Below are 19,058 nucleotides of genomic sequence, written 5' to 3'. Positions count from 1 at the left end.
GACACTAAGACTGGCCGGAGCACAAAAAGAAATTTTCGGGATGACGGAACATGGTGAACGGGACAACGCATGCGAAGGCATTGCAGATCGATCCAATGCGCGCACAGCCTGGCCTATGCGCGGGCCATCCCGCTACTGCACAGCAGTTCGTGCTCAAATTGCGCCCGAAGCGCTCACGCCGCACGCGGCCTTTCGCCACGCTCCCCGACAAACCCGCAATTTCGGCGAAGCCCACATTACCAGCGATACTCAGGCGCCATGGAGCGACGGCCACTGATGCTCCCCGCCGGGCATTCGCCTGTATGCCCGCCGCGGGCCGACGCCGCGCGCGCGACGAGTGCGGCGAGTTGGCGCGCGCGCTGCACGACGACCTCGCGCAAATCCTCTCCTATGCGCTGATACAGCTGGACATTGCCCAGGCAGCGTCACCCGATGCCATGCCATGGCGCGACGCCGCGCTGCGGCACAGCCGCGACCTGATCAAGGATGCCTTGCGTACCACGCGCGATGTGATTGGCGGCCTGCAGGACGTAGCCCAGCCCACCGCCCCTACCTTCGATGCGCAATGCGTGCTTCTGGCCGCCGAGATGGGCCGTCTCACGCGCCGGCCCATCGACTTCGATTGCGCGCCGATCACGAGCACCCCGCCCGCCTCGGTCTGCAAGGTGCTGCTGCGTGCCGCGCGCGAGCTGCTTGCCAATGCCTGCAAGCATGCGTCCGGTGCGCGCATCGTGTTGACCCTTCGGCAGGAGACGCACCAAGGTGTCGCATGGACGGTGCTGACCGTCCGCGATAATGGCCCCGGCTTCGATCCCGCCGTGCTGCGCACGGATCAACGCGGCCATTTCGGGCTGCGTCGCCTGCCGGCCATGCTGCGGCAGATAGGCGGTTCGTTCACGCTTGATACCCGTCCGGGTACCGGCGTGTGCGCGCAGATCCGCTGGGCCCACGCCGAGAGGACGTGATGAGCATCCGCGTGGTGGTCGCCGACGATCACGGGATGATCCGCGAGGGGCTGGTCTCGCTGCTGCAGCGCGAAGCCGATATCAAGGTACTGGCCCAGGCCTGCGACGGCATGGAACTGCTGCATCTGGTGCGCTCCCACCATCCCGACCTGGTCATCCTGGACCTTGCCATGCCCGTTCTCAACGGCATCGAGGTCATGCGCCGCCTGCGCGCCGATGAAACGCCGTGCAAGCTGCTGTGCCTGTCCGTGAACAATCAGCACCGGGACGTCATCGCCGCGCTCGATGCGGGCGCCTCCGGCTATGTGCTGAAGGAAAACTCGTATGACGAACTGTCGCGCGCCATTCGCCGCGTCATGGCCAACCAGATCTACCTGAGCGGCGAACTGCTCAGCGGCGTGCTGAACGCCGTGCGCCAGGCGGCCACGCCCGAGCCCACGCAATGCCTGCCACAGCTCACGGCCCGGGAACGCCAGGTGGCGCAGCTGTTTGCCGAAGGCCATAGCACCAAGTCGATCGCGCGCATGCTGTTCCTGAGCGACAAGACCATCGCCAGCCATCGCGAGAACACATTCCGCAAGCTCGGCATCCACAGCATCGCGGAACTGACGCGCTACGCCATGCGCGAAGGGTTGAGCCAGTAGTCATCGTGCGCATGAGAGCTGCTGAAACAAGCGCGATCAGTGCGGGGCAGGAAACGGCGACTAAATGTCCTTCTTGTCCGTCGTGCCCTTTGTTTCCTTCGTATCCTTCGCGTCTTTCATTGCCTTCGCGTAGTCTTCGGAGCTTGTGAAATTCGGCTTGCCGGCGCGCCCGCGGATGTAGCCCAGGTGCCATTGCGCGAACCTGCCCTTCAACGCCCCACCGCTCACTTCTTCGCGCGCCTCCGGTATGGTCACGGCCGGTCGTTTTCCGCTTCCCTCGGTGTAACCGGCAATCACCTCCTCCGCGCTGGACCGGCCTTTCTTCTCGGCATCAGTAGGATTGACCAGCGTCTTCTTGTTCAGGGTATCGTCAAACGCTTGCCAATACGCACTGTATTGGCTCGCCTGGGCCTGGAACGAGGCGAGGCCCGTCAGCGCAGTCTTTGTCCCCGTAGCCCCGCCGTAGCCTCCTTCCGGATGGTGTTCAATTTCTACGACCCATTCGGGCTTGATGTGCTCGAGATATAGCTCCCGATTCTTCCTGACGCTGGCGCCATACTTGTATTTGTTCGAATCGCCGACGTTAGTGCTCATCCCCTTCACTTTCTCGGTGACCAGATCCCGGGATATGAGCCCCTGATCGCTATAGTGATTCAGGAACAAGACATCGGCGGGCACTTTAGCCAGATCGATCTTCAGGCGGAAGCCATCGGCGACACGGAAGTTCTCTCCCGCGTTGCCGATGGTGCCACCCGCCTTTTCGGTCGAGGTCAGGCTGACACCGCGCTGCTCGGGGCTGCTTCCGAGCATCTGATGGGCCATCGCAATTTGCACGGGAGTCAGATCCGAGGTCCCTCCCCCACTCGCCACTTCTTTGCGAACCTTTGGGGTGGATATCGCCGGGTCAGCCCGCTCGCCACCGGCCTGCAGGTATTGCTGGAATCTTCCAGTCATCTTTTCAGTCTTGAAGAAATCCATCATCTGGTAGTAATTCTTCTCGACATAGGCATAGCGGCGCGTCTTCACGCCCTTGTTGTCATTGACGTATTCCTTGACATCCCCCTCGGCGGTCCTGACATCCTTGAGTCCCTTCTTGAAGAAGGTGTCCCGTTGTCCCTCCGTCTTGGCGTTCGCCGCGTAGGCATCCTCCACGCCGAGGAGCAAGGTGGCGACCCTCACCGGCGCCGCCATGCCTTCCCCCTGGTAGGAAATCTCCTTTGTGTCCGCCTTATAGGTCAACCCGGGTTTCTGCTTCAGCTTGGCCATGAGCAGGTTCTCTTCGTCGCCCATCGTTTCCAGCGCCATGGCATACGAGAGGTTCGCGCTTCCTCCCTTTTTCTTGTCGTACTCCGCGCCCTTGATGTGCTCATCCATCCATGCGGTTTTTGCGCTATGTCTTTCCTTCCTTACCTCGGCCCAGGACTCCTTGACGAGCCGGATTCCCGTTGCAATATCCGCGTTGCCGCCGTCTTCTTCGAACTGGAACGCCAGCTTCACGCCACCGGACCCCTTGGCTTGCACGATGGGGGCGGCGGCAGACGACCCCGCCCGCTGTGCAGGGCCCCGCATCGAACGCAGAGTGCCAAGCCCGGCGCCCTGCAGGACCGCTCGCGCGCCCATCCCGTCCGCTTCCTTTTCCAGCGCCGCGTCGTCGTTCAGGCCGACGCCCGCCATCTGCGTGGTTGCCCTCACGCGTCCCTGCCGCTGCTGCACGACATGCCATGCCTCATGGGGCAGGTGCTTTTCCTGGCCGGGGCCCATATGGATATGGTTGCCCTGCGCGTAGGCAAACGCATTGAACTGCGCTGGCTGCGCGGAGTTGTAGTGCACCCGCACATCGTCCATGGCCATTCCGGAAAGTGTCTCGATGCCGGACTTGAGTGCCTCGGGCATGCCGGTCCGGTTGCCGCTCGCGCTCGCCGGCGCACCCGGCGCAGTTTCCGCGCCCAAGCCGTTCAGGCGCGCCCGCTGTGCGGTCATGCGGGGGCTTTCCTGCACGGTGGTGGCGTCGACACCGTGCGCGCCGGCGGACGACCTGGACTGCTCCGCAGCTTCGCCAGCCCGCTGGACCGGTCCCGCGGGGTCCTGGACTCGCTTCTCGTAAGCCTTCATCGTGAAGTCCTCTTGCGGGAACGGCCGAATGAAAACGTCAGCACCGCTCGATGGCAGTGGATAAGCGGTTGTGCATGTGCCGGACTACCTGACTCAGGGATGCGGCACGCGCGGCTTCAGCAGCGGCACCAGCATCGTGACAAACACCACCGCCAGCACCGCGAACAGCAGCCGCTTGCTGAAATCGGCAGACGCCAGGTCCGGATCGCAGCGCAGCAGCAGTCCGCCAATCACGGCCGGCACGATCCACGCCAGCGCAAGGTACAGCTGGAACGGACGCCCCAGTGCGCGCACGCGGCACGAAAACAGGAACAGCAGCAGCGAGACCAGCGCGACGCCCAGCAACACCCAGAACATCGCGCGCAGCGCCCAGCGCCAGTCGCAAACCAGGTTGCACGTTGCGCCTTCGCGCGTTTCGTCGGCCAGGATGGTGCTGCGCACGGTGGTCTCCACCACCTGCGCCGTAGCCGCATCGGCCGCCGGTTGCGGCCACAGCGCCACGCCGCCGAAGTTGTCGTTGAAATAGGCCATGTCGTCGCTCATCTGGCGCACGCCCGCACTTCCCGCCGACACGAGCGGCACAATGCGCCGCACGACGATGGCACGGTTGGTGCCGGCCAGGTCGGCCGACGCTTCCACCGCCTCGCGCAGCGCCTTCTTGCTGAAGGTGGTGGGTTCGGGCAGCGCGACGATATACCTGACGGTCACGTTGGTCTGGCTGCGGTAGCCGCCGGGTCCGGCCATGATGCGTCCGTCCTGGTAAGGCGGGTCTTCCGCCTGCACCAGGTAGTCGAGCAGGCGGCCGAATGTCCACGAGGCGCCGGCGGGTGCCGGTGCGGCGGCAGGCGCGGCGGACGGGCGCCCTTTGGCAGGCGCGGCGGCAGGCGGCGATGCCGGCTTCGCGGTCTCGTCCACATGACGCAGCGCCGGCACGAGATCGCCAGCCGGAAGCATCAGGTTCAGCATGTATTGGCGCTTGCCGCGGCGCATCTCGGCGATAAGCGTCTGGATCAGCCGGTGCCGGAAATCGTCGAACGCCGCGTAGCGTGGGTCGCCCGGTATCGGCGCCTGGTCAAGGAACAGCGTGATGCCGTCGCCCAGGTGGCTATCGCTGGCGAGGCCGGGAATGCGGTCCTCCCAGCGGCGTTCGAACCGGTTCAGCGGCACATCGATCATTCTCACCGCTTGCCGGGCCACCTGCTCGGCTACACGGCGACGCTGCGCCTCCGGCAGCCGCAACAGGAACTGCCAGTCGCGGCGATAGATGGTCACATCCAGCTTGCTGCCATAGCGATGTGCGGCGCGCAGGAAGTCCAGCTGTGCCGCATCGGGTTGCAGCGGCGTGATATTGCCGTCGTCGTCGAATGGCTGCGCATAGCCCATCAGCCGCTCGTACAGGCCGAAGTCGAGGGCGGGCCCGTGCTTGGGATCGCTCCAGTTCGGCACATAACCGTAGACCGCGCCGCTAGTAGGTCCCACCAGGCAGTTGCAGCCCGTGCCCGACCACGGCGGTGCCGTGACGATGGTCGCGTCGTGGGGCTGCATGGTCTGTTCGATCAGCCACGCGCGCACGCGCACCGGCATCAGCGTGGCCGGCAGATCCTGCCATTTGACCGGCGCCTCGGACAACTGCGGCGGCGTCTTCGGTGCCGGGCCCTGCCAGGCGGTGGCGCAATGCTGGCGCCATTGCTCGGCGTCCGGAGCGTTCTGCCGCGTATCCAGCGCCACCCGTTCGGTCAATGCGGCGGCTTGCGCGCAAACGCGCGCATCGAGTGCAGCCGCGAACAGCGCCCGCGTCGGATAGTCCACGTTCAGCATCGGCTTGAGCAACGTGGCCAGTTGCGATGCCCCCGCCTCGCTCAGTTCGTCGAGACCGTCGGCATCCGGCAACGGCGCGGCCACCGCCGACGCGGGCTGTCCGCCACTGCCGGCACCATCGCCGGCCCCACTTCCAGCCTCATCGGCCGCCCCTCCGGCCTGCGCATCGGCGGACTCCGGCGGTGGCGGCGGCGCAATCTTCGCGAGCACCGCCTCGGTCAGGCGCCAGCTATCGATTTCGGTGCCGCTGCGCAGCGACGTCTGCGTCGCCACGATCGGCACGTGCTGGATGGCGGGAATGGCAGCCGGCGCCGACGCGGCCGGTGACGCCGGCCCCGATGTGCGCGGGCCGATCACGTTCAGCGCGAACTGCTGTCGCACGCCCTGCCCCCAGCGGTCGCGCAGTTCCACCGTGAAGGTGCGCCGGCCACGTTGCGACGTGGTGCCGCGTACATTGCCATTCGCATCCAGCGTCAGGCCATCGGGCAGGCCTTTTCCCACCTCGCTGAACACGTAGGGCGGTTCGCCACCCGTGGCCTGGAAGCGGTAGGCATAGGGCACGTCCACCCGTGCCGATGGCAGGCTGGTGACCGCCGTCTTCTCGAAAGCCAGAGGATCGGCATCGCCCATGCACATCTCCGCAGCGGACTTGCCCGCCACACACGCCGTGCTGCCGGCAGCGGGCACCGGCGCAACAGGCGCGAGCGACGGCGCGCCAGTAACACTGGAAGCGCTGGAGACGCTGGAGGCGCCGGCTGCGGCCGGCGCGGAAGCCGCGGCGGCGGACGCAGCGGTCGCCACGGCATCCGATGCCGCCACCGGCGTGGCGCCCGGCGCGAGCCACAGCAGTCCCGCGCCCACCGCGAACAACGCCATCACCAGGCCACGACGCGCGTGCTTCATGCCGTCCTCCCTTCCTTGCGCAGTTCGCGGGCAATGCCCAGCCGCAGATGCTCGGCAGTGAACTGTGTCGCCGCTTCGCGGCTCGCCTGCAGCACCGCATAGCGCAGCACGTTCACCATGGCGCCGCCCGACAGAGCATGCTGCTCGGCCAACGACGCAAGGTCCACATCGGCGGCGACGCGCCCAGGCTCGCGGATCAGGCTGCGCCAGAGCCGCAGCCGCTGGGCCACGTCGGGCATGGGGAAATAGATCATGGATTGAAAGCGGCGCGAGAACGCCTCGTCGATATTGGCGCGCAGGTTGCTGGCCAGGATCACCGTGCCCGCAAAATCCTCCACGCGCTGCAGCAGGTATGCCACTTCCTGATTGGCGTGACGGTCGTTGCTGCTCTGCGTGGCCGATCGCTTGCCGAACAGCGCATCGGCCTCGTCGAAGAAAAGGATCCAGTGCCGGCTTTGCGCCTGATCGAACACGCGTGCCAGGTTCTTCTCGGTTTCGCCGATGTACTTCGACACTACCATCGACAGGTCGATGCGATACACGTCGACATCTGCACTCTTGCCCAGCAGCGTTGCCGTCAGCGTCTTGCCGGTACCGGGCGGCCCATAGAACAGGCAGCGGTAGCCGGGCTTCACGGCCTTACCGAGGCCCCACGCCTGCATCAATGCGGCCCCATCTCGCAACCACGCCTGCACCACGGCGATCTCGTCCATCACTTCGGGGTCCAGCACCAGGTCGTCCCAGTCCAGCGCCGTGGTAATGCGCCGCGCGGGAAACTGCGCGTTGTAGTCGGGCTTGTGCCAGGCACCGGTCTGCAACCGCTGCAGCGCCTCGGCGCCCACGCGCAGCGCGCCGCTCAGCTGCGGCTCGCTGCCCACCTCGCCATCAAGCTGCAGCAGGCCCGCCTGCACCAGCCGATGCTCGGGGTCGCAAAGCGCCAGTGCCGCCAGCCGGGCCTCGAGGTCGTCGCCAGCCACCACGAATGCGGCCGTTTCCCCGGTGGGCAGGAAACCCGCATGATGCAGGGCGCGGCAGCCGCCGAACTCGCTGAAGCCGCGGTCGAAATCGCGATTCTTCACGAAGAACAGGTCCAGCGCCGCCGGCCGCAGATGCGGCGCCAGCGCCAGCGCCAGGATCAATCGCTCGGTGGTATCCAGGGCAAACTGCCGCACCACGTCGGCCAGCGCACTGCCCTCGGGCAGGCCGGGCGGAGCCGGCCATACCAGCGCCCCGCCCGCGGCATCGCCGCCACCCTTGCCGAAATGATGCTGGAAGCGCAGCGCCAGCGCCGCTTCCAGCCAGTCCAGCTCCAGCCGCAGCGCCTGCGCGTGCAGCGCGGTATCGCGTTCAGCGCCAGTCGACATACAGCACCTCTTCCATCCAGGGCAGCTTGATCGTGGCGTACGACCACGGCAGGCGATCCAGCAACATGTCGAACGGGCCGGGCTTCACCACCAGCCGCCAGTGAAACCCGGCGTCGCCCTGCTCGCGCATAAGCCGCCCCTCGCGCTGCAGGAAGGTCTGGCGCAAGCCGGCCGGCGACGTATTGCCAAGTGCCCTCCAGTTGGCGATGACGGCTTGCAGCAGCCCATCGAGCAGCTCGCGTGTCGGCGCGTCCAGCGCGGTATGGGCCGCCAGCGGCTCGGTCAGCCGCATGCCGCAGAGCAGCTTCTGCAGCACGCATTCGGGTTCGCTGGCATCGTCGTGCCCGTGCACCAGCCACGCCAGGCAGCGCACCGCATGTGAGACGGCCGCCGCATTGCGCAACCGGCGATCTTCCAGCAGTCCCAGGCGGTCGAACAGGCGCTGGCAGTAGGTGGCCAGCAGCACCAGGCCCGCCGCGTCGACGTAGTGGGTATCGAACGGGCCGGACTTGGCGAGCCTGGCAAGTTCGGGCACGTCGTCTGCCGTGGCGATATCTGCCCGGTTCGCAACAGCGGGCGCCTGATGCGATTGCCGGTCCGACGCATCGCCCGGGTTCCGGGTCTGGCGCTGTGCAAGGTGAATGGACTCCTGCGCCTCGGCAGCGTCCGGCGTGCGGCGCAACGCACGACTTGCCGCCCGGAACCAGGCCGGTATGCCGCGCCTGGCGGGGGACACCGGTGCCGAAGCGGACTGCGGCGTTGTGGCGGCGGTGCGTCGGCCCCAGGCGCCGGCGATGTCGGCCACGTGCGAGAACCAGCGTTCCAGGCGCGTGCCCCCCGCCCCCCCATATCCTTCGGCCTCGCACCGGATCGACAGCGCATGGCGGCGCACCAGCCAGCCCGGCGTGACCGGCAGCGCGCGCACGAGCACATGGTCGGCCAGGAAGCGCCAATGGCTTGCCTGGCGCGCCATCGCGCCCTGGTGCGGGACCAGCGCCGATTCCACGCGCTGCAAGCCGTCGCTACACCGGCGCAGGGTTGCCACCTGGCGCGGATACAGCACGCCGAGCAGCGTCCAGCGCTGCGCGGGCCGTGTAGCGCCCAGCCAGTCGGCACACAGCGCCGGGTCGGCCAGCCACTGCCTGACCTGCTGGCGCACGCCGGCATCGCGCACCGCCGCCCGCTGTCGCGGCAGCGCCAGGATATGCACCAGGCGTTCCGCACGGGCCGTCACGCGATGCACGGCATGCCAGCGGCATGGCAACCCCGCATCGGCAAGCTTCGCGAACCCGGACACCTTCACCGGCGCGCGCGCTGGCGGATGGTTGCCTGCCGGCATGCCACGCCGATGGACGCGACCACCCAGGCGCCGTAGCGGCCGGGCCAGGTGCCGCAGCGCCGCGACTACCGCCGGCACGGTTGCCGGCGGGGAGACGGAAGGCCGCGCCGAATGATCGCGTCCCCGGGCGGCGGCCTCGCTCCACGCCTGCAGCAGGCTGACGGCATTGAGCGCGCCCGTATCGCGCCATGCCCGACGGATGGCCACTTCCCATAGCCACGCCGCATGCCAGTGCCAGGCGCGCGCATCGGCATCGGCATCGGCATCGGCATCGGCATCGGCATCGGCATCGGCATCGGTATGGGCGTCTGCATCGAGTTGCGCGATGCACGTGGCCACGGCATCGGCCACCCATTGCCAGCGGCGCGTCATCTCTAGCCACGGCTGTGCACCGGCACGGCCGCGGGCCATATCGATCATCGCGAGCAGCCCGACCTTGCGCGGCGCATCCCAGTGCATCGCCACTTGCCAGCGCCAGCTGCGCCGGCGCACGCGCCGCGCCAGCGCATCGCGCAGCGCGTGGGGCAATGGCAACGCGCGCCGCGAGGTGGGCGAGAAGAGCTCGTCCGGTGCATGGACTTCCGGCTGCAGGACGTCAGCCCGCGCACGCACGCCGCGCGGGCTCCGTCCCGATGCGCCGCCGTGCTGCCACGCCACCATTGCCCGCCGCCAGAGGCGCTCCCAGTCCTGCCGCGTGGCAGGCGGGCGCTCGCCCAGCGCAAGCTGCCGCAGGCTGAATGCCGACAGCCACGCCTGCAACGCCGACAAGCCGCCCGGACGCGTTCCGCCCGGCATGGCACCCTGCGCCAACGCCGCCAGCGCGAACTGCCGCAGCGATTCGGCCCAATGCGTGCCCAGCGGTGCGCCCGGCCGCGTGCCGGAGACCGCGCCAGATGCCGCTGCGCCGCCTGTCGCCAGCGCCCCCAGCACCTGGGCGACCACTGCCGCACCATGCCGCCTGATCCAGTTCGCGGTGCCTTCGCCCTGGCGCAGCACCAGCGCGCGCAGGTACGTGCGCAAGGCAACCGGCTCGCGCCGCGCCAGTTCGCGCAGCAGCAGCTCGACGGAACGGACATCGAGCGGCTCGCTGCCATCCAGCGCACGCGCCAACCGGTCCAGGGCGGCATCGAGCGGCCGCCGTGCCCGCAGCGCGGCGCCCTGCCCGATCTGTCTTGCCGCCATGCGATCCGCCGGCGCATCGCGCCGGGCCACGCCATCGCGATGCGCTTCGAGCGCCCGCATGCGGCGGCGCGGCGCCACTACATCGACCACCCCCAGCAGCAATTGCAGTTCCAGTGCCGATGCCATGTCGTCACCTGAGGCGTCCGGCCGCCGGCCGCTCATGCGCAAGCGCGACGGGCGCCATGCCCCAAGCCCGCCCTGCCCCAGCTGCAATGCCAGTGCAGTGCCCAGTTCGCGCTGCAGGCGCTGTATATCGTCGATGCTCAGATGCGCGCCGCGCTGGTCCCACATCGTCCGGAATGCCGCCAGCCGCCAGGCCTGCTGCAACTGCTGGACCTGGTAGATGCTCAGGCGTCCGCGCGCCTGCAACGGCACCAGCAACTGCGCATCGAGCGCATCCAGGCTGGCCGCCAGTTGGCGGTGGCGCACCGCCACCAGCGCTTGCAAGCCCTGGTAGGGCGTGATCTGGCTCAGGCGGCTCAGCACGTAGTGCGTCGGGTGCAGTTCGCGCAGCAGCGACCACAGCCGTGGGCCCGTGCGGCGCGCCAGCACGGCCAGCCACGCCGACAATCCACGCCCGGCAATCGCGCTGCGCGACCACGGCAGGTGGCCGTGCTGAAGGTAGAACAGGAAGTGTTCCAGGCGCTGGGGGTCGGAGGGTCGCGGCGCATCCCCCGTGGCAACACCGGCTGTCAACGCACCATCGTTGCCCTGCGCGTCGACGGCATCGCATGCGCCCGATGCCATCGACCGACGGGCACGCCACAGCGCCTCGCTGAGCTGGTGCTCCAGTATCGCGGCCCACTCGGCGAAACTGCCATGCGCAGCCAGCCGCCCGGTGTCGATTTCCAGCGTATCGAGCTGCCAGACCTCGTTGTCCGCGGACATCCGCGTGAACACGCGTGCGATGGTCTGGCGCCCCGGACCGTTGAGGAACGCGCTGATACGCGCCTGATGGACGTGTGCCGCGTCACGGTCGGCATCATCACGCGACGCCCAGACCAGCGACTCGATCGCATGGGTCGCGCGTCGGGGCGCCACCGAGCGTGGCGGTTGCCGGTTCATGGCCGTGCCTCCTGTGCACCGCCAGGCAGGGCCGCCAGCCGATCGCGCAATCGCTGCGCGCAGGCATCGACATCCGCCACCGTCTGCGCGCTGTCGTCCTTTGCATGCCGCACGCGGGCCTCTAGCCACGCTGCGAAATCGGCCTCGAATGCGGCCAGCGCATGGGCGTCGAGCCAGTGCACATCGGGCAGCACATGCGCGGGGCAACCCAGCGCGATGGTCTCCGCCGCCAGTTCGCGGAAGCTCTGGTCCGCGCCGCGTGCCGTCCAACCGGGCAGGATCACGCTGATGCGGTGCGCCTCGAACCCCTGGGCCAGGGCATTGGAGGGCGCGCTGGCCTGGCCAAGCGGTCGCAGCAGGACGTGTTCCACCAGATGCAGGCCCTCGGCATCGCGCTGCACGCGGCAAGCCACCTCGTGCAGGTAGAGCGCCGGCGCCAGCACGCCGCCCGGCCCGTCACGCACGGCCAGTTGCCACCAGCGGCCGTCCTCGTCCGGCCCGAGCCACAGTTCGGGTCCGGATGCGCCATCCACGCGGTGGTAGCGCGCGGCATGCGCCGCGCAGCGGAACAGCGGCGCCGGCAAGGCCCGCGGATCGAGGCTCGGGAGATGGAAGGCCAGGCGCTCGTGCACCTCGCCCATGGTCACGTCTTCCTCGTAGTGCGCCACGATTCGCGCGCGCATTGGTGGCCACATCACCAGCGGCACGGCATTGGCCGGAGCTTCGGTGTGCGGCGCGCGGCGCGGATCCGGGTCCAGCGCCAGGCCATGCGCGCCGGGCACGCCCGCCAGCAGGCGGCTGTGCGTATGCGCAAAGCCCAGCAGCAGCCCCACGCGCTCCTGCAGCGGCGCGGTATTGCCCCGGCGGCCCAGCGACGGGCGACCGTAGTCGAACGCCCCGCCCCGGTCACGCGTATGGCGCACGATCCGTAGCAGAAAGCGGCGCTTGCAGCTGTACAGGTGCCGCTGCCATGCGCCGGCGTCGAAGTACGCGCCAAAGCGCTGGATGCTGTGCTGGTCGCAGCTTTCGCCATGCAGCGCCAGCAGCAGGTCCAGCACGCGGCTGCGGCGGTCCAGCAAGTCGCTTTCGCTGTCAAGCCCGCCAGTGGCGCTCTGCGCCACACCATCATTGACGCCGGCCAGCCCCGGGATATCGCTGGCATCGAGGGGCGCCCACCAATAGCTTGCCTCGGGATTGCGCTCGATGCTGAACAGCTGGCGCAGATGCTGCAATTGCGCGTTGCCGTGGGCCAGCCATTGCTCCAGCAGCGCCAGGTAGGCGCCGAACTGGGCCTGCCGCCGTGCATCGGCACGGGGCGCCAGATGGTACTCGCGATAGAGCGGCGGCAGATGATGCCAGATCGACAGATAGGGCCCCTCCGGCAAATACTGCCCGGCCGGGCGCTTGAGCAGCCGGCCAGCGAACGGGGACGTGCGCGGCACGGCGGTGCTGGCCACGCGCTGCGCCTGCCTGGCATCGGACAGCCGTTCCAGCAACGTGCCGGTATCCACGTGCAGCAACGTGCCGCGCCGCGTGACCTGCCAGCCGGCGAGCATCGCGGGCGTGTCGGGCCAGCGCAACTGCATGGCCCAGTCGTCGCCATGCCATGGCAGGCTGTCGGCGTGGAACCCGGACTCATCGTCTTCTTCGCCTTCGTCGTCCTCGTGTCTCTCATGATCAGCCGCGTTACCGACCGGCGCCAGCGGCACCAGCCGCACCGCGCTGATATCGGCCACGCCGTCGATGCCGCGCAATGCCTGCGCCAGGTCGCCAAAGTACAGCCGGTTTGCAGGGTCGCGGCGCAGATCCTCGGCCGCGATCCATCCGCACTGCGCAACGGGGCCTTCGAACAGCTCCGCCGTGCCCAGCGGGTCACCGAACGCATCATGCTGCGCCAGCCTGGCCTGCAGCGGCTGTCGCGGCGGCGCGGCCGCCACGATATCGGCGCAGCGCCGCACCATTTCGACCAGGATGTCAGCCAGATCACGGGGCCCGTCCACGCTCAGGCGCACTTCCAGCGCACACCAGCGCGGGCGCAGCACCTGCGGCGTGCCGTACAGATCCTCCGCCAGGTTGCGCTGCGCGCGATAGGCGCGGGCGATCTCGCGAGCGGTGGCATCGCCGTCGCCATCGGTCACGCGCAACGCCATGTGCCAGCGGCCATCGCCCTCCGGCATCTGCAGCCGCAACTGGCGCACCGCCGGCACGCGATCGAGCAGGTAACGCAGCAGGTCGGTCTCGGTCGTGGGCCGGCACGGCAGCGCCTGTTCGGGGGCGTGCAGGGCATGGCGCCGGAAGTGGATGCGGCCATCGGGCGCGGTCAGCAGATCGGCCATGTCGGCCTGCGCGCCGAACACGCCTTCTGTCAGCGCGTAGCACAGCGATTCGAGCAGCGTGACGCCGGGATCGTGCAGGTTGTAGTCGGTCCAGAGCTGTCCGCTCGTCGCCTGCGCCAGGGCGATGCCACGCGCGCGCAGGTCGCCATAGCTGAAATCGGGGTCGCCGTGCAGCCGCTCGATCGACGCGGCGTCCGGCAGCGGTGCCTCGAACGCGTCGTGCGACATCAGCGCGGGCGGACGCGGTGGCGGCTCGCGCGTGGCGCCGGGCCCCGCCGCCGGGCCCGCAGCCGGCACCGGTTCGCCGCGCCTCATGGCTGGCCTCCGCCCATATGGGTATCGGCCCAGAGCTGCGTCAGCTGGGCCTGGATGCGCACGTCGGGGCCAAAGTCGCAGCCAGTGCGAATCTGCAGCCGATAGCTGGCGTTGCGCCCGCTGGTGCCGGTCCAGCGCAGTTGCAGCCGATCGCACCGGCGGCTGTAGAAGCCGTGCGTGCACCGGATGCCGCGCTTGCGGTTCAGGAAATTGAACAGCCCCAGCGTGGGGTTGTACGTGTTGACGGCAATGGCATGGACCAGGCCGAAGCGGCCCTTGCCGCGCATGCCGGCGCCCGCCACGATCTCGAATGCCTGGCAGCCGCCCAGGTCGTCGGTCAGGTCCTGCCACGTACCATCGGCGCGCAGCGTCACCGGATGCTCGCGCGTGTAGGCACCCTGGCGGCCCCTGCTGCGCACCGTGCCGGCCACGTCCAGCGTGGTCTGCGGCTGCTCGGTGCCCACGCCGATACGGCGCTCCTGGTCCAGGTACAGCAGCGCCGCGCGCTGCGACGCCGGCTGGCCGTCGGCGCCGCCATCGCCGCCATTCGCGCCGCTGGCGGCGGTGCCAAGCTCGTCTGCATCCTCCGGCGCATCGCGGCCCCGTATCAGCAGTGCATCGCGCGCACCGCCCAGTTCGATCTGCCACGCGGGCCGTTCGGGATCCTGGTCGCGGAAGAAGCCGATCAGCGCATCGTGGCCCAGCGGCGAGTACACCTCGAAGCCGTGCTCCACGGTCTTGCGGAAGCCCTCGTCGCTCATGTTGAGCATCGAGTCGATCAGATCCGCGAAGTGATCCTCGTCAGGCAATGCACCTTCGCGGAAATAGCGCTTGAGGGATTCGCGGTTCCTACTGGTCATGTCGCTCCTGCCCGGAAGATGGCGGCGCCGAGCGGCCCACGATGAAAGTACTGCCTACTTCCAGCCGGTTGATACCGGTGCGCTGCGGGGCGCCCGGGCCGGTCACGTCGCGCAACTCGATCAGGTGGCGACGCGTCGGCAGCAGCAGGCTCCACGGTTGCGCGGGCCGCAGCGTGCGGGCCTCGCCATGAACGATATGGGTGGCCGTGTCGCGCAGCGCGTTGAACTGGCGGTCATTGCGCACGATGTGCAGCATCGACACCCGGCCTACGGCGTCCACGCCCGGCTGCGCGCGCAGGAGAGCCTCCATGTCCTCGGCGCGCACGCTCCAGTCGAATTCCGCGCCAATGCCATCTGCATGCCATGGCGACAGGCGTTCGACGATGGCCCGGTTCAACTGGCGCAGCGCCGCGCCAGGGTGAGCGTCCAGTGCCAGCTGGACGATGCAGCGCACCTGTGCCCGTTCATACGCGGCATTGCGCACGCGCACCGTGGCGCCACGCGGCGCACGCGCCTGCAGATGACGCTCCATGGCATCGAGCATGGCGGAATCCAGGCGCGGCGCCTCGGTGCTGCTGAACAGCATGCCGGGCCGCGGATGCGGCACCACCACCACAAGTACCTGTCCGGGGTGGCTGGCCAGGTGGCGATAGCGCGCGCCGCGGCTGGCCGTCATCGCATCGCTGATGGTGACCTCATGGTGCGGAAAACACTTGGCCTTCCACACCTCGGGGAAGGCATCGAGCAACAGCCGCTCATAGTCCCAGCGCGTCACGGCGCGTGCTTTGTGCCGCAGGCGTTCGGCGCCGCGCAGGCGCACCGCCTCGGGCGGATCGGCGGCGCGCCAGCCCTCGGACGGCCCTACCTGCAGCACCTGGCCCAGGCCGGCCAGCGGCCGCAATGGCCGGTCGATGGTGCCGGGGCCCAGTGCCGCCAGTTCCAGCGGCGCGCCGGCACTGGCGCCCGCAGGCGCCACGCGCGTGGCGCGTACCGCGTGGCAGTGCACGCCATACAGGCCGGCCAGCCGGCTGAAACCCCAGTCCGCGCTGAGGCGCAACCAGTACGCGCTGCCCGACGGCCCCAGGCGGTTCTGCACCATGCCCGCCGGCAGGTTGAACTGGACGATGCCGGGGCGCAGCATGCCCTGCGTGCCATCGCTGACCACGGCGTGGGCCGGCAACGGTTTCCAGCCGTCGTCGTGCCATGTGGCCCAGCTCAGCGCGGGCAGGTCGTCGGACCAGCGTCCCGTGGCCACTTCCTTGCGCAAATGGAAGAACAGATGCAGGCCGCCCCGCGGATTCGCGCCGGACAGGCCGATGTAGAGATTGCCGTCGCCGATATAGCGCGGCAGCAAACCGGGCTCGCGGCCCTGGGAGCGCTGGACCGGCGTGATGCCGAACGGATGCAGGTGGAAGACGGTGTGCTGGAGCGCTTGCCCCGCTGGCACGGCCACGTCGCCGTTGAGCGGCATTTCCTGGCTGGCCAGGTATCCCAGCGACAACGCCTCCAGCCGTGGCGTATAGGGCTCGCGTGGCAACGGGCCGGCCGGGCGCTTGAGCCGCGCATTGCGCGTCAGCGCCGCCGCCAGCAGCGTGGGATGCATGGCATGGCCGAAGGCGTTGGGCGGCTCGGCCAGGTCAATGCGGAAGAAGCCGCTACGTGCATCCAGCCCATAGGCGAAGGGCTGGCCCGCCGGGCGGGGCGGCGCGGCGCGGTGCAGACGCCGCAAGGCCGATGATGGCAACACCAGGCGGTGCCCGGCGATCAGCCGTTCGCCGCCGCCCGTCGTGGTGAACAGCGGCAGCGTGCCCCCGTTACTGCCGCGCCACTGGCCATCGACCAGCAGCCTGGCGTCGCAACGGAACACGCTGGCCGGCCAGTCGCCCGGATAGCCTTCATAGTGCTCGGGAAAGCCGCCCGGATGCGCGGGGAGTCCGGCCCATTTCAGGTCGAGGTGCAAGGCCTGGAGCGGCTTGCATGCCAGTTCCGGACTGCTGAAGACCAGGTAGCTGCCCACCGCCGGTGCCGGGCCAAAAGGCAGGAACGGTTTCGACGGATCGAGCCGGCCAAGCTGGTTGTACAGCACGACATTGCGCAGATCGTGCACGCTCACCCCAAGCCGGATACCGTGCAGGCCATACTGCTGCAGCATGCCATAGGCATAGAGCCGGCCATGGGTGCGCAGCGCCAGTTGCAGCACCGGCTGGGCCGGCCACTGGTCGCCGTGCACCGCAGGCTGGCAGGGCACCACGGGCGGACGGTCAGGGCCGAGCCGCATCACCAACTCGATGGCACCGCCGGCGTGCGACGCGTCCTCAGCGCGCGGCCGCCGCCTGGCGAACACATGGTCGATGCGCAACCAGCCGCCCGGCACGCTGACTTCGGCTTCCCAGATGCCCGCAAACACGCGCTCGAAGATCAGGTTGCGATCGGGCAGGCGCGCGGCCTGGCCGGTATCGCGCGGGGGATGAATCAGCGTGAGCGGATCGTCGATTTCCACGCGCCGCCCCTGCCGTTCGGGATCCAGGCGCGCCGCATGGGCGCGCAAGGCATCGAGATCGGCCGCGCGCAGATCCTCGTCGCCAGCCACCAGCCATGCCGCGAACAGCCGGCCGAGCCGCTCGGCAAAGCGCTCGCGATCGTCGCACGCCACGCAACGGGCCAGCAGGAAGGCCAGTTGCACGTCCTCGCCGGCGAACTCCGGTGCGCGCGCCCAGGCCGCGCGTGCCAGCGCATCGGCATCCGGCTCCGCTGGTGCCGCCGACGGGCGCGGGCGCCCCGGAAAACTCTGCTGCTCATGCGCGGCATACCTGCCGAAGACATCGGTCAGCCAGCCGATATCGCGCCGGGCCGGTGGTGTTCGCAGCGCGCGTTGCAAGGCCACGTCGTCGGTCGCGGGATGCGACAGCTGCAGCCGCACGCACAATTCGCGGCTGCCCTCCTGCAACCGCAGCAACGGCGATGCCAGCGCAAAGCCCAGCCGCGCGTCCTGCGCCTGCGACGCCGAATCGCGCACGGCGCCACCCAGCAGCGGCCACCACGGCGCACGCTCCGCATACGCGGCCGACGGAGGCTGCAGCGGCAATGATTCCACCTTCATGCGCGTGGGATAGTCGAACTCGCGCTCCGGGGAAATGGTGGGGTCGCGTTCCATGCGCAGGTTGCAAAGCATGGCCACTTGCGAACCGGTCAGCGACAACGCGGTATCGGCGGCGAACTCGAGCGCCTTGCCCTGGCTGTCCTTGCCGCCCGCGAAGCGCGTGCCGGCCGGGATATCCACCGGCCCGGCGTAGTGCACGGCCCGGCCCAGCAACAGGTGCACGGAATCCGGCACGACGCGGCGCGGCGCCAGGCGCAGCACATCGCGATAGTAGAAGTCGATCAGGCGCTCCGGGAACGCGTTCAGCGGGGCACGGGTGTACTGGAACAACTGCAGCGCGGTCAGCAGCAGGCCCATCGACGGCTCGTGCCAGCCCGTGCCGATGCTGCGCTCGAACTGCACGCGCGCCAGCGGCTGCAACCGTGCGATGGCCATGCTCAGCGACAGCCAGCCGCGCCGCAGCCATTGGCGCCGCACGAACGGGTCGTCGGCGGGCAGGGCGCGCATCGGCGTGGCATCGTCCGATGCCGCGGCGCGCGCCCAGGCTGGGTGCAACGCGCCGCCGCCATGTCCGAAGCCGTCGATGCCGGCTTGCAGCCACGCGCCCAGGCCCTGCTTGATCTGCGCGAGCAACGCTTCGCCCAGCGCGTCGCCAATGCCATCGCCATCGCCGTCGATGTCGATCCGCGCTTGCCCGTCGCCAGCCGAACCCTGCGCGCCCAACCACCGGCACCAGCCGTCGTAGGCCTGCACCAGCCGCCAGAGGCGCCCCCAGAGTGCCTGTTCGCCCTCGCTGTCCAGCGCGGCCACGAACTCGGCTTCGAGCCGCGCCAGCGGAAACGAGGCCAGGTCGGCCAGCAGCACGGTCTGGTCCTGCCGCAGCGCGGCGTCCCAATGCCCGGCGGCCGCCTGTGCACCGAAACGCAATGTGGCGGCGTGGTCCAGCGTCATGCGAATGCGCTGCGCCAGCCCGATCTCATCGGGCAGGAAGTGGCGGGATCGAAGCGCTTCGGCAAGTCGCTGGTCTTGCCGCGTACCGTTAGCCATGCCTGTGC

Annotated in this window: 9 protein-coding genes; 2 read left to right on the top strand and 7 right to left on the bottom strand. The window is 69.0% G+C overall.

Annotation, left to right across the window (positions count from 1 at the left end):
- Nucleotides 1-302 precede the first annotated feature (302 nt).
- A complete protein-coding gene (locus AC3FKG_RS19625; protein WP_483713503.1) occupies nt 303-965 on the top strand; it encodes a sensor histidine kinase in 663 nt (220 codons plus the stop codon).
- A complete protein-coding gene (locus AC3FKG_RS19620; protein WP_488743958.1) occupies nt 965-1,609 on the top strand; it encodes a response regulator in 645 nt (214 codons plus the stop codon). Before AC3FKG_RS19625 ends, AC3FKG_RS19620 begins: the two co-directional genes overlap by 1 nt.
- A gap of 60 nt (nt 1,610-1,669) precedes the next feature.
- On the opposite strand, the gene AC3FKG_RS19615 is transcribed toward AC3FKG_RS19620, so the two are convergent.
- The 7 genes from AC3FKG_RS19615 to AC3FKG_RS19585 form a co-directional block, all read right to left on the bottom strand.
- The gene (locus AC3FKG_RS19615) at nt 1,670-3,721 is read right to left on the bottom strand and encodes an eCIS core domain-containing protein (RefSeq protein WP_488743935.1); all 2,052 of its coding nucleotides are present in this window, start codon (nt 3,719-3,721) and stop codon (nt 1,670-1,672) included.
- 93 nt (nt 3,722-3,814) lie between these two features.
- Complete coding sequence (locus AC3FKG_RS19610) at nt 3,815-6,442, bottom strand: Ig domain-containing protein (protein ID WP_488743934.1); 2,628 nt, start codon at nt 6,440-6,442, stop codon at nt 3,815-3,817.
- A complete protein-coding gene (locus AC3FKG_RS19605; protein WP_488743933.1) occupies nt 6,439-7,806 on the bottom strand; it encodes an ATP-binding protein in 1,368 nt (455 codons plus the stop codon). The genes AC3FKG_RS19610 and AC3FKG_RS19605 overlap by 4 nt, the downstream gene beginning before the upstream one ends.
- Complete coding sequence (locus AC3FKG_RS19600; RefSeq protein ID WP_488743932.1) at nt 7,790-11,392, bottom strand: contractile injection system tape measure protein; 3,603 nt, start codon at nt 11,390-11,392, stop codon at nt 7,790-7,792. The genes AC3FKG_RS19605 and AC3FKG_RS19600 overlap by 17 nt, the downstream gene beginning before the upstream one ends.
- A complete protein-coding gene (locus AC3FKG_RS19595) occupies nt 11,389-14,043 on the bottom strand; it encodes a hypothetical protein (RefSeq protein WP_488743931.1) in 2,655 nt (884 codons plus the stop codon). Before AC3FKG_RS19595 ends, AC3FKG_RS19600 begins: the two co-directional genes overlap by 4 nt.
- Nucleotides 14,040-14,903 (bottom strand): hypothetical protein, encoded by an 864-nt coding sequence (locus tag AC3FKG_RS19590; RefSeq protein ID WP_483713493.1) that lies wholly within the window; start codon nt 14,901-14,903, stop codon nt 14,040-14,042. The genes AC3FKG_RS19595 and AC3FKG_RS19590 overlap by 4 nt, the downstream gene beginning before the upstream one ends.
- Nucleotides 14,893-19,050, bottom strand: a complete 4,158-nt coding sequence (locus tag AC3FKG_RS19585) for a hypothetical protein (protein WP_488743930.1) — start codon at nt 19,048-19,050, stop codon at nt 14,893-14,895. Before AC3FKG_RS19585 ends, AC3FKG_RS19590 begins: the two co-directional genes overlap by 11 nt.
- Nucleotides 19,051-19,058 lie beyond the last annotated feature (8 nt).

The sequence above is a fragment of the Cupriavidus sp. 22TCCZM04-2 genome, from assembly GCF_057798895.1.
This window is presented reverse-complemented; position numbering and strand designations above follow the sequence as displayed.

Coding starts and splice junctions, on each gene's coding strand:
- AC3FKG_RS19620 (WP_488743958.1), top strand. CDS start 965: ATGAGCATCCGCGTGGTGGTCGCCGACGATCACGGGATGATCCGCGAG.
- AC3FKG_RS19615 (WP_488743935.1), bottom strand. CDS start 3,721: ATGAAGGCTTACGAGAAGCGAGTCCAGGACCCCGCGGGACCGGTCCAG.
- AC3FKG_RS19625 (WP_483713503.1), top strand. CDS start 303: ATGCCCGCCGCGGGCCGACGCCGCGCGCGCGACGAGTGCGGCGAGTTG.
- AC3FKG_RS19610 (WP_488743934.1), bottom strand. CDS start 6,442: ATGAAGCACGCGCGTCGTGGCCTGGTGATGGCGTTGTTCGCGGTGGGC.
- AC3FKG_RS19595 (WP_488743931.1), bottom strand. CDS start 14,043: ATGAGGCGCGGCGAACCGGTGCCGGCTGCGGGCCCGGCGGCGGGGCCC.
- AC3FKG_RS19585 (WP_488743930.1), bottom strand. CDS start 19,050: ATGGCTAACGGTACGCGGCAAGACCAGCGACTTGCCGAAGCGCTTCGA.
- AC3FKG_RS19605 (WP_488743933.1), bottom strand. CDS start 7,806: ATGTCGACTGGCGCTGAACGCGATACCGCGCTGCACGCGCAGGCGCTG.
- AC3FKG_RS19600 (WP_488743932.1), bottom strand. CDS start 11,392: ATGAACCGGCAACCGCCACGCTCGGTGGCGCCCCGACGCGCGACCCAT.
- AC3FKG_RS19590 (WP_483713493.1), bottom strand. CDS start 14,903: ATGACCAGTAGGAACCGCGAATCCCTCAAGCGCTATTTCCGCGAAGGT.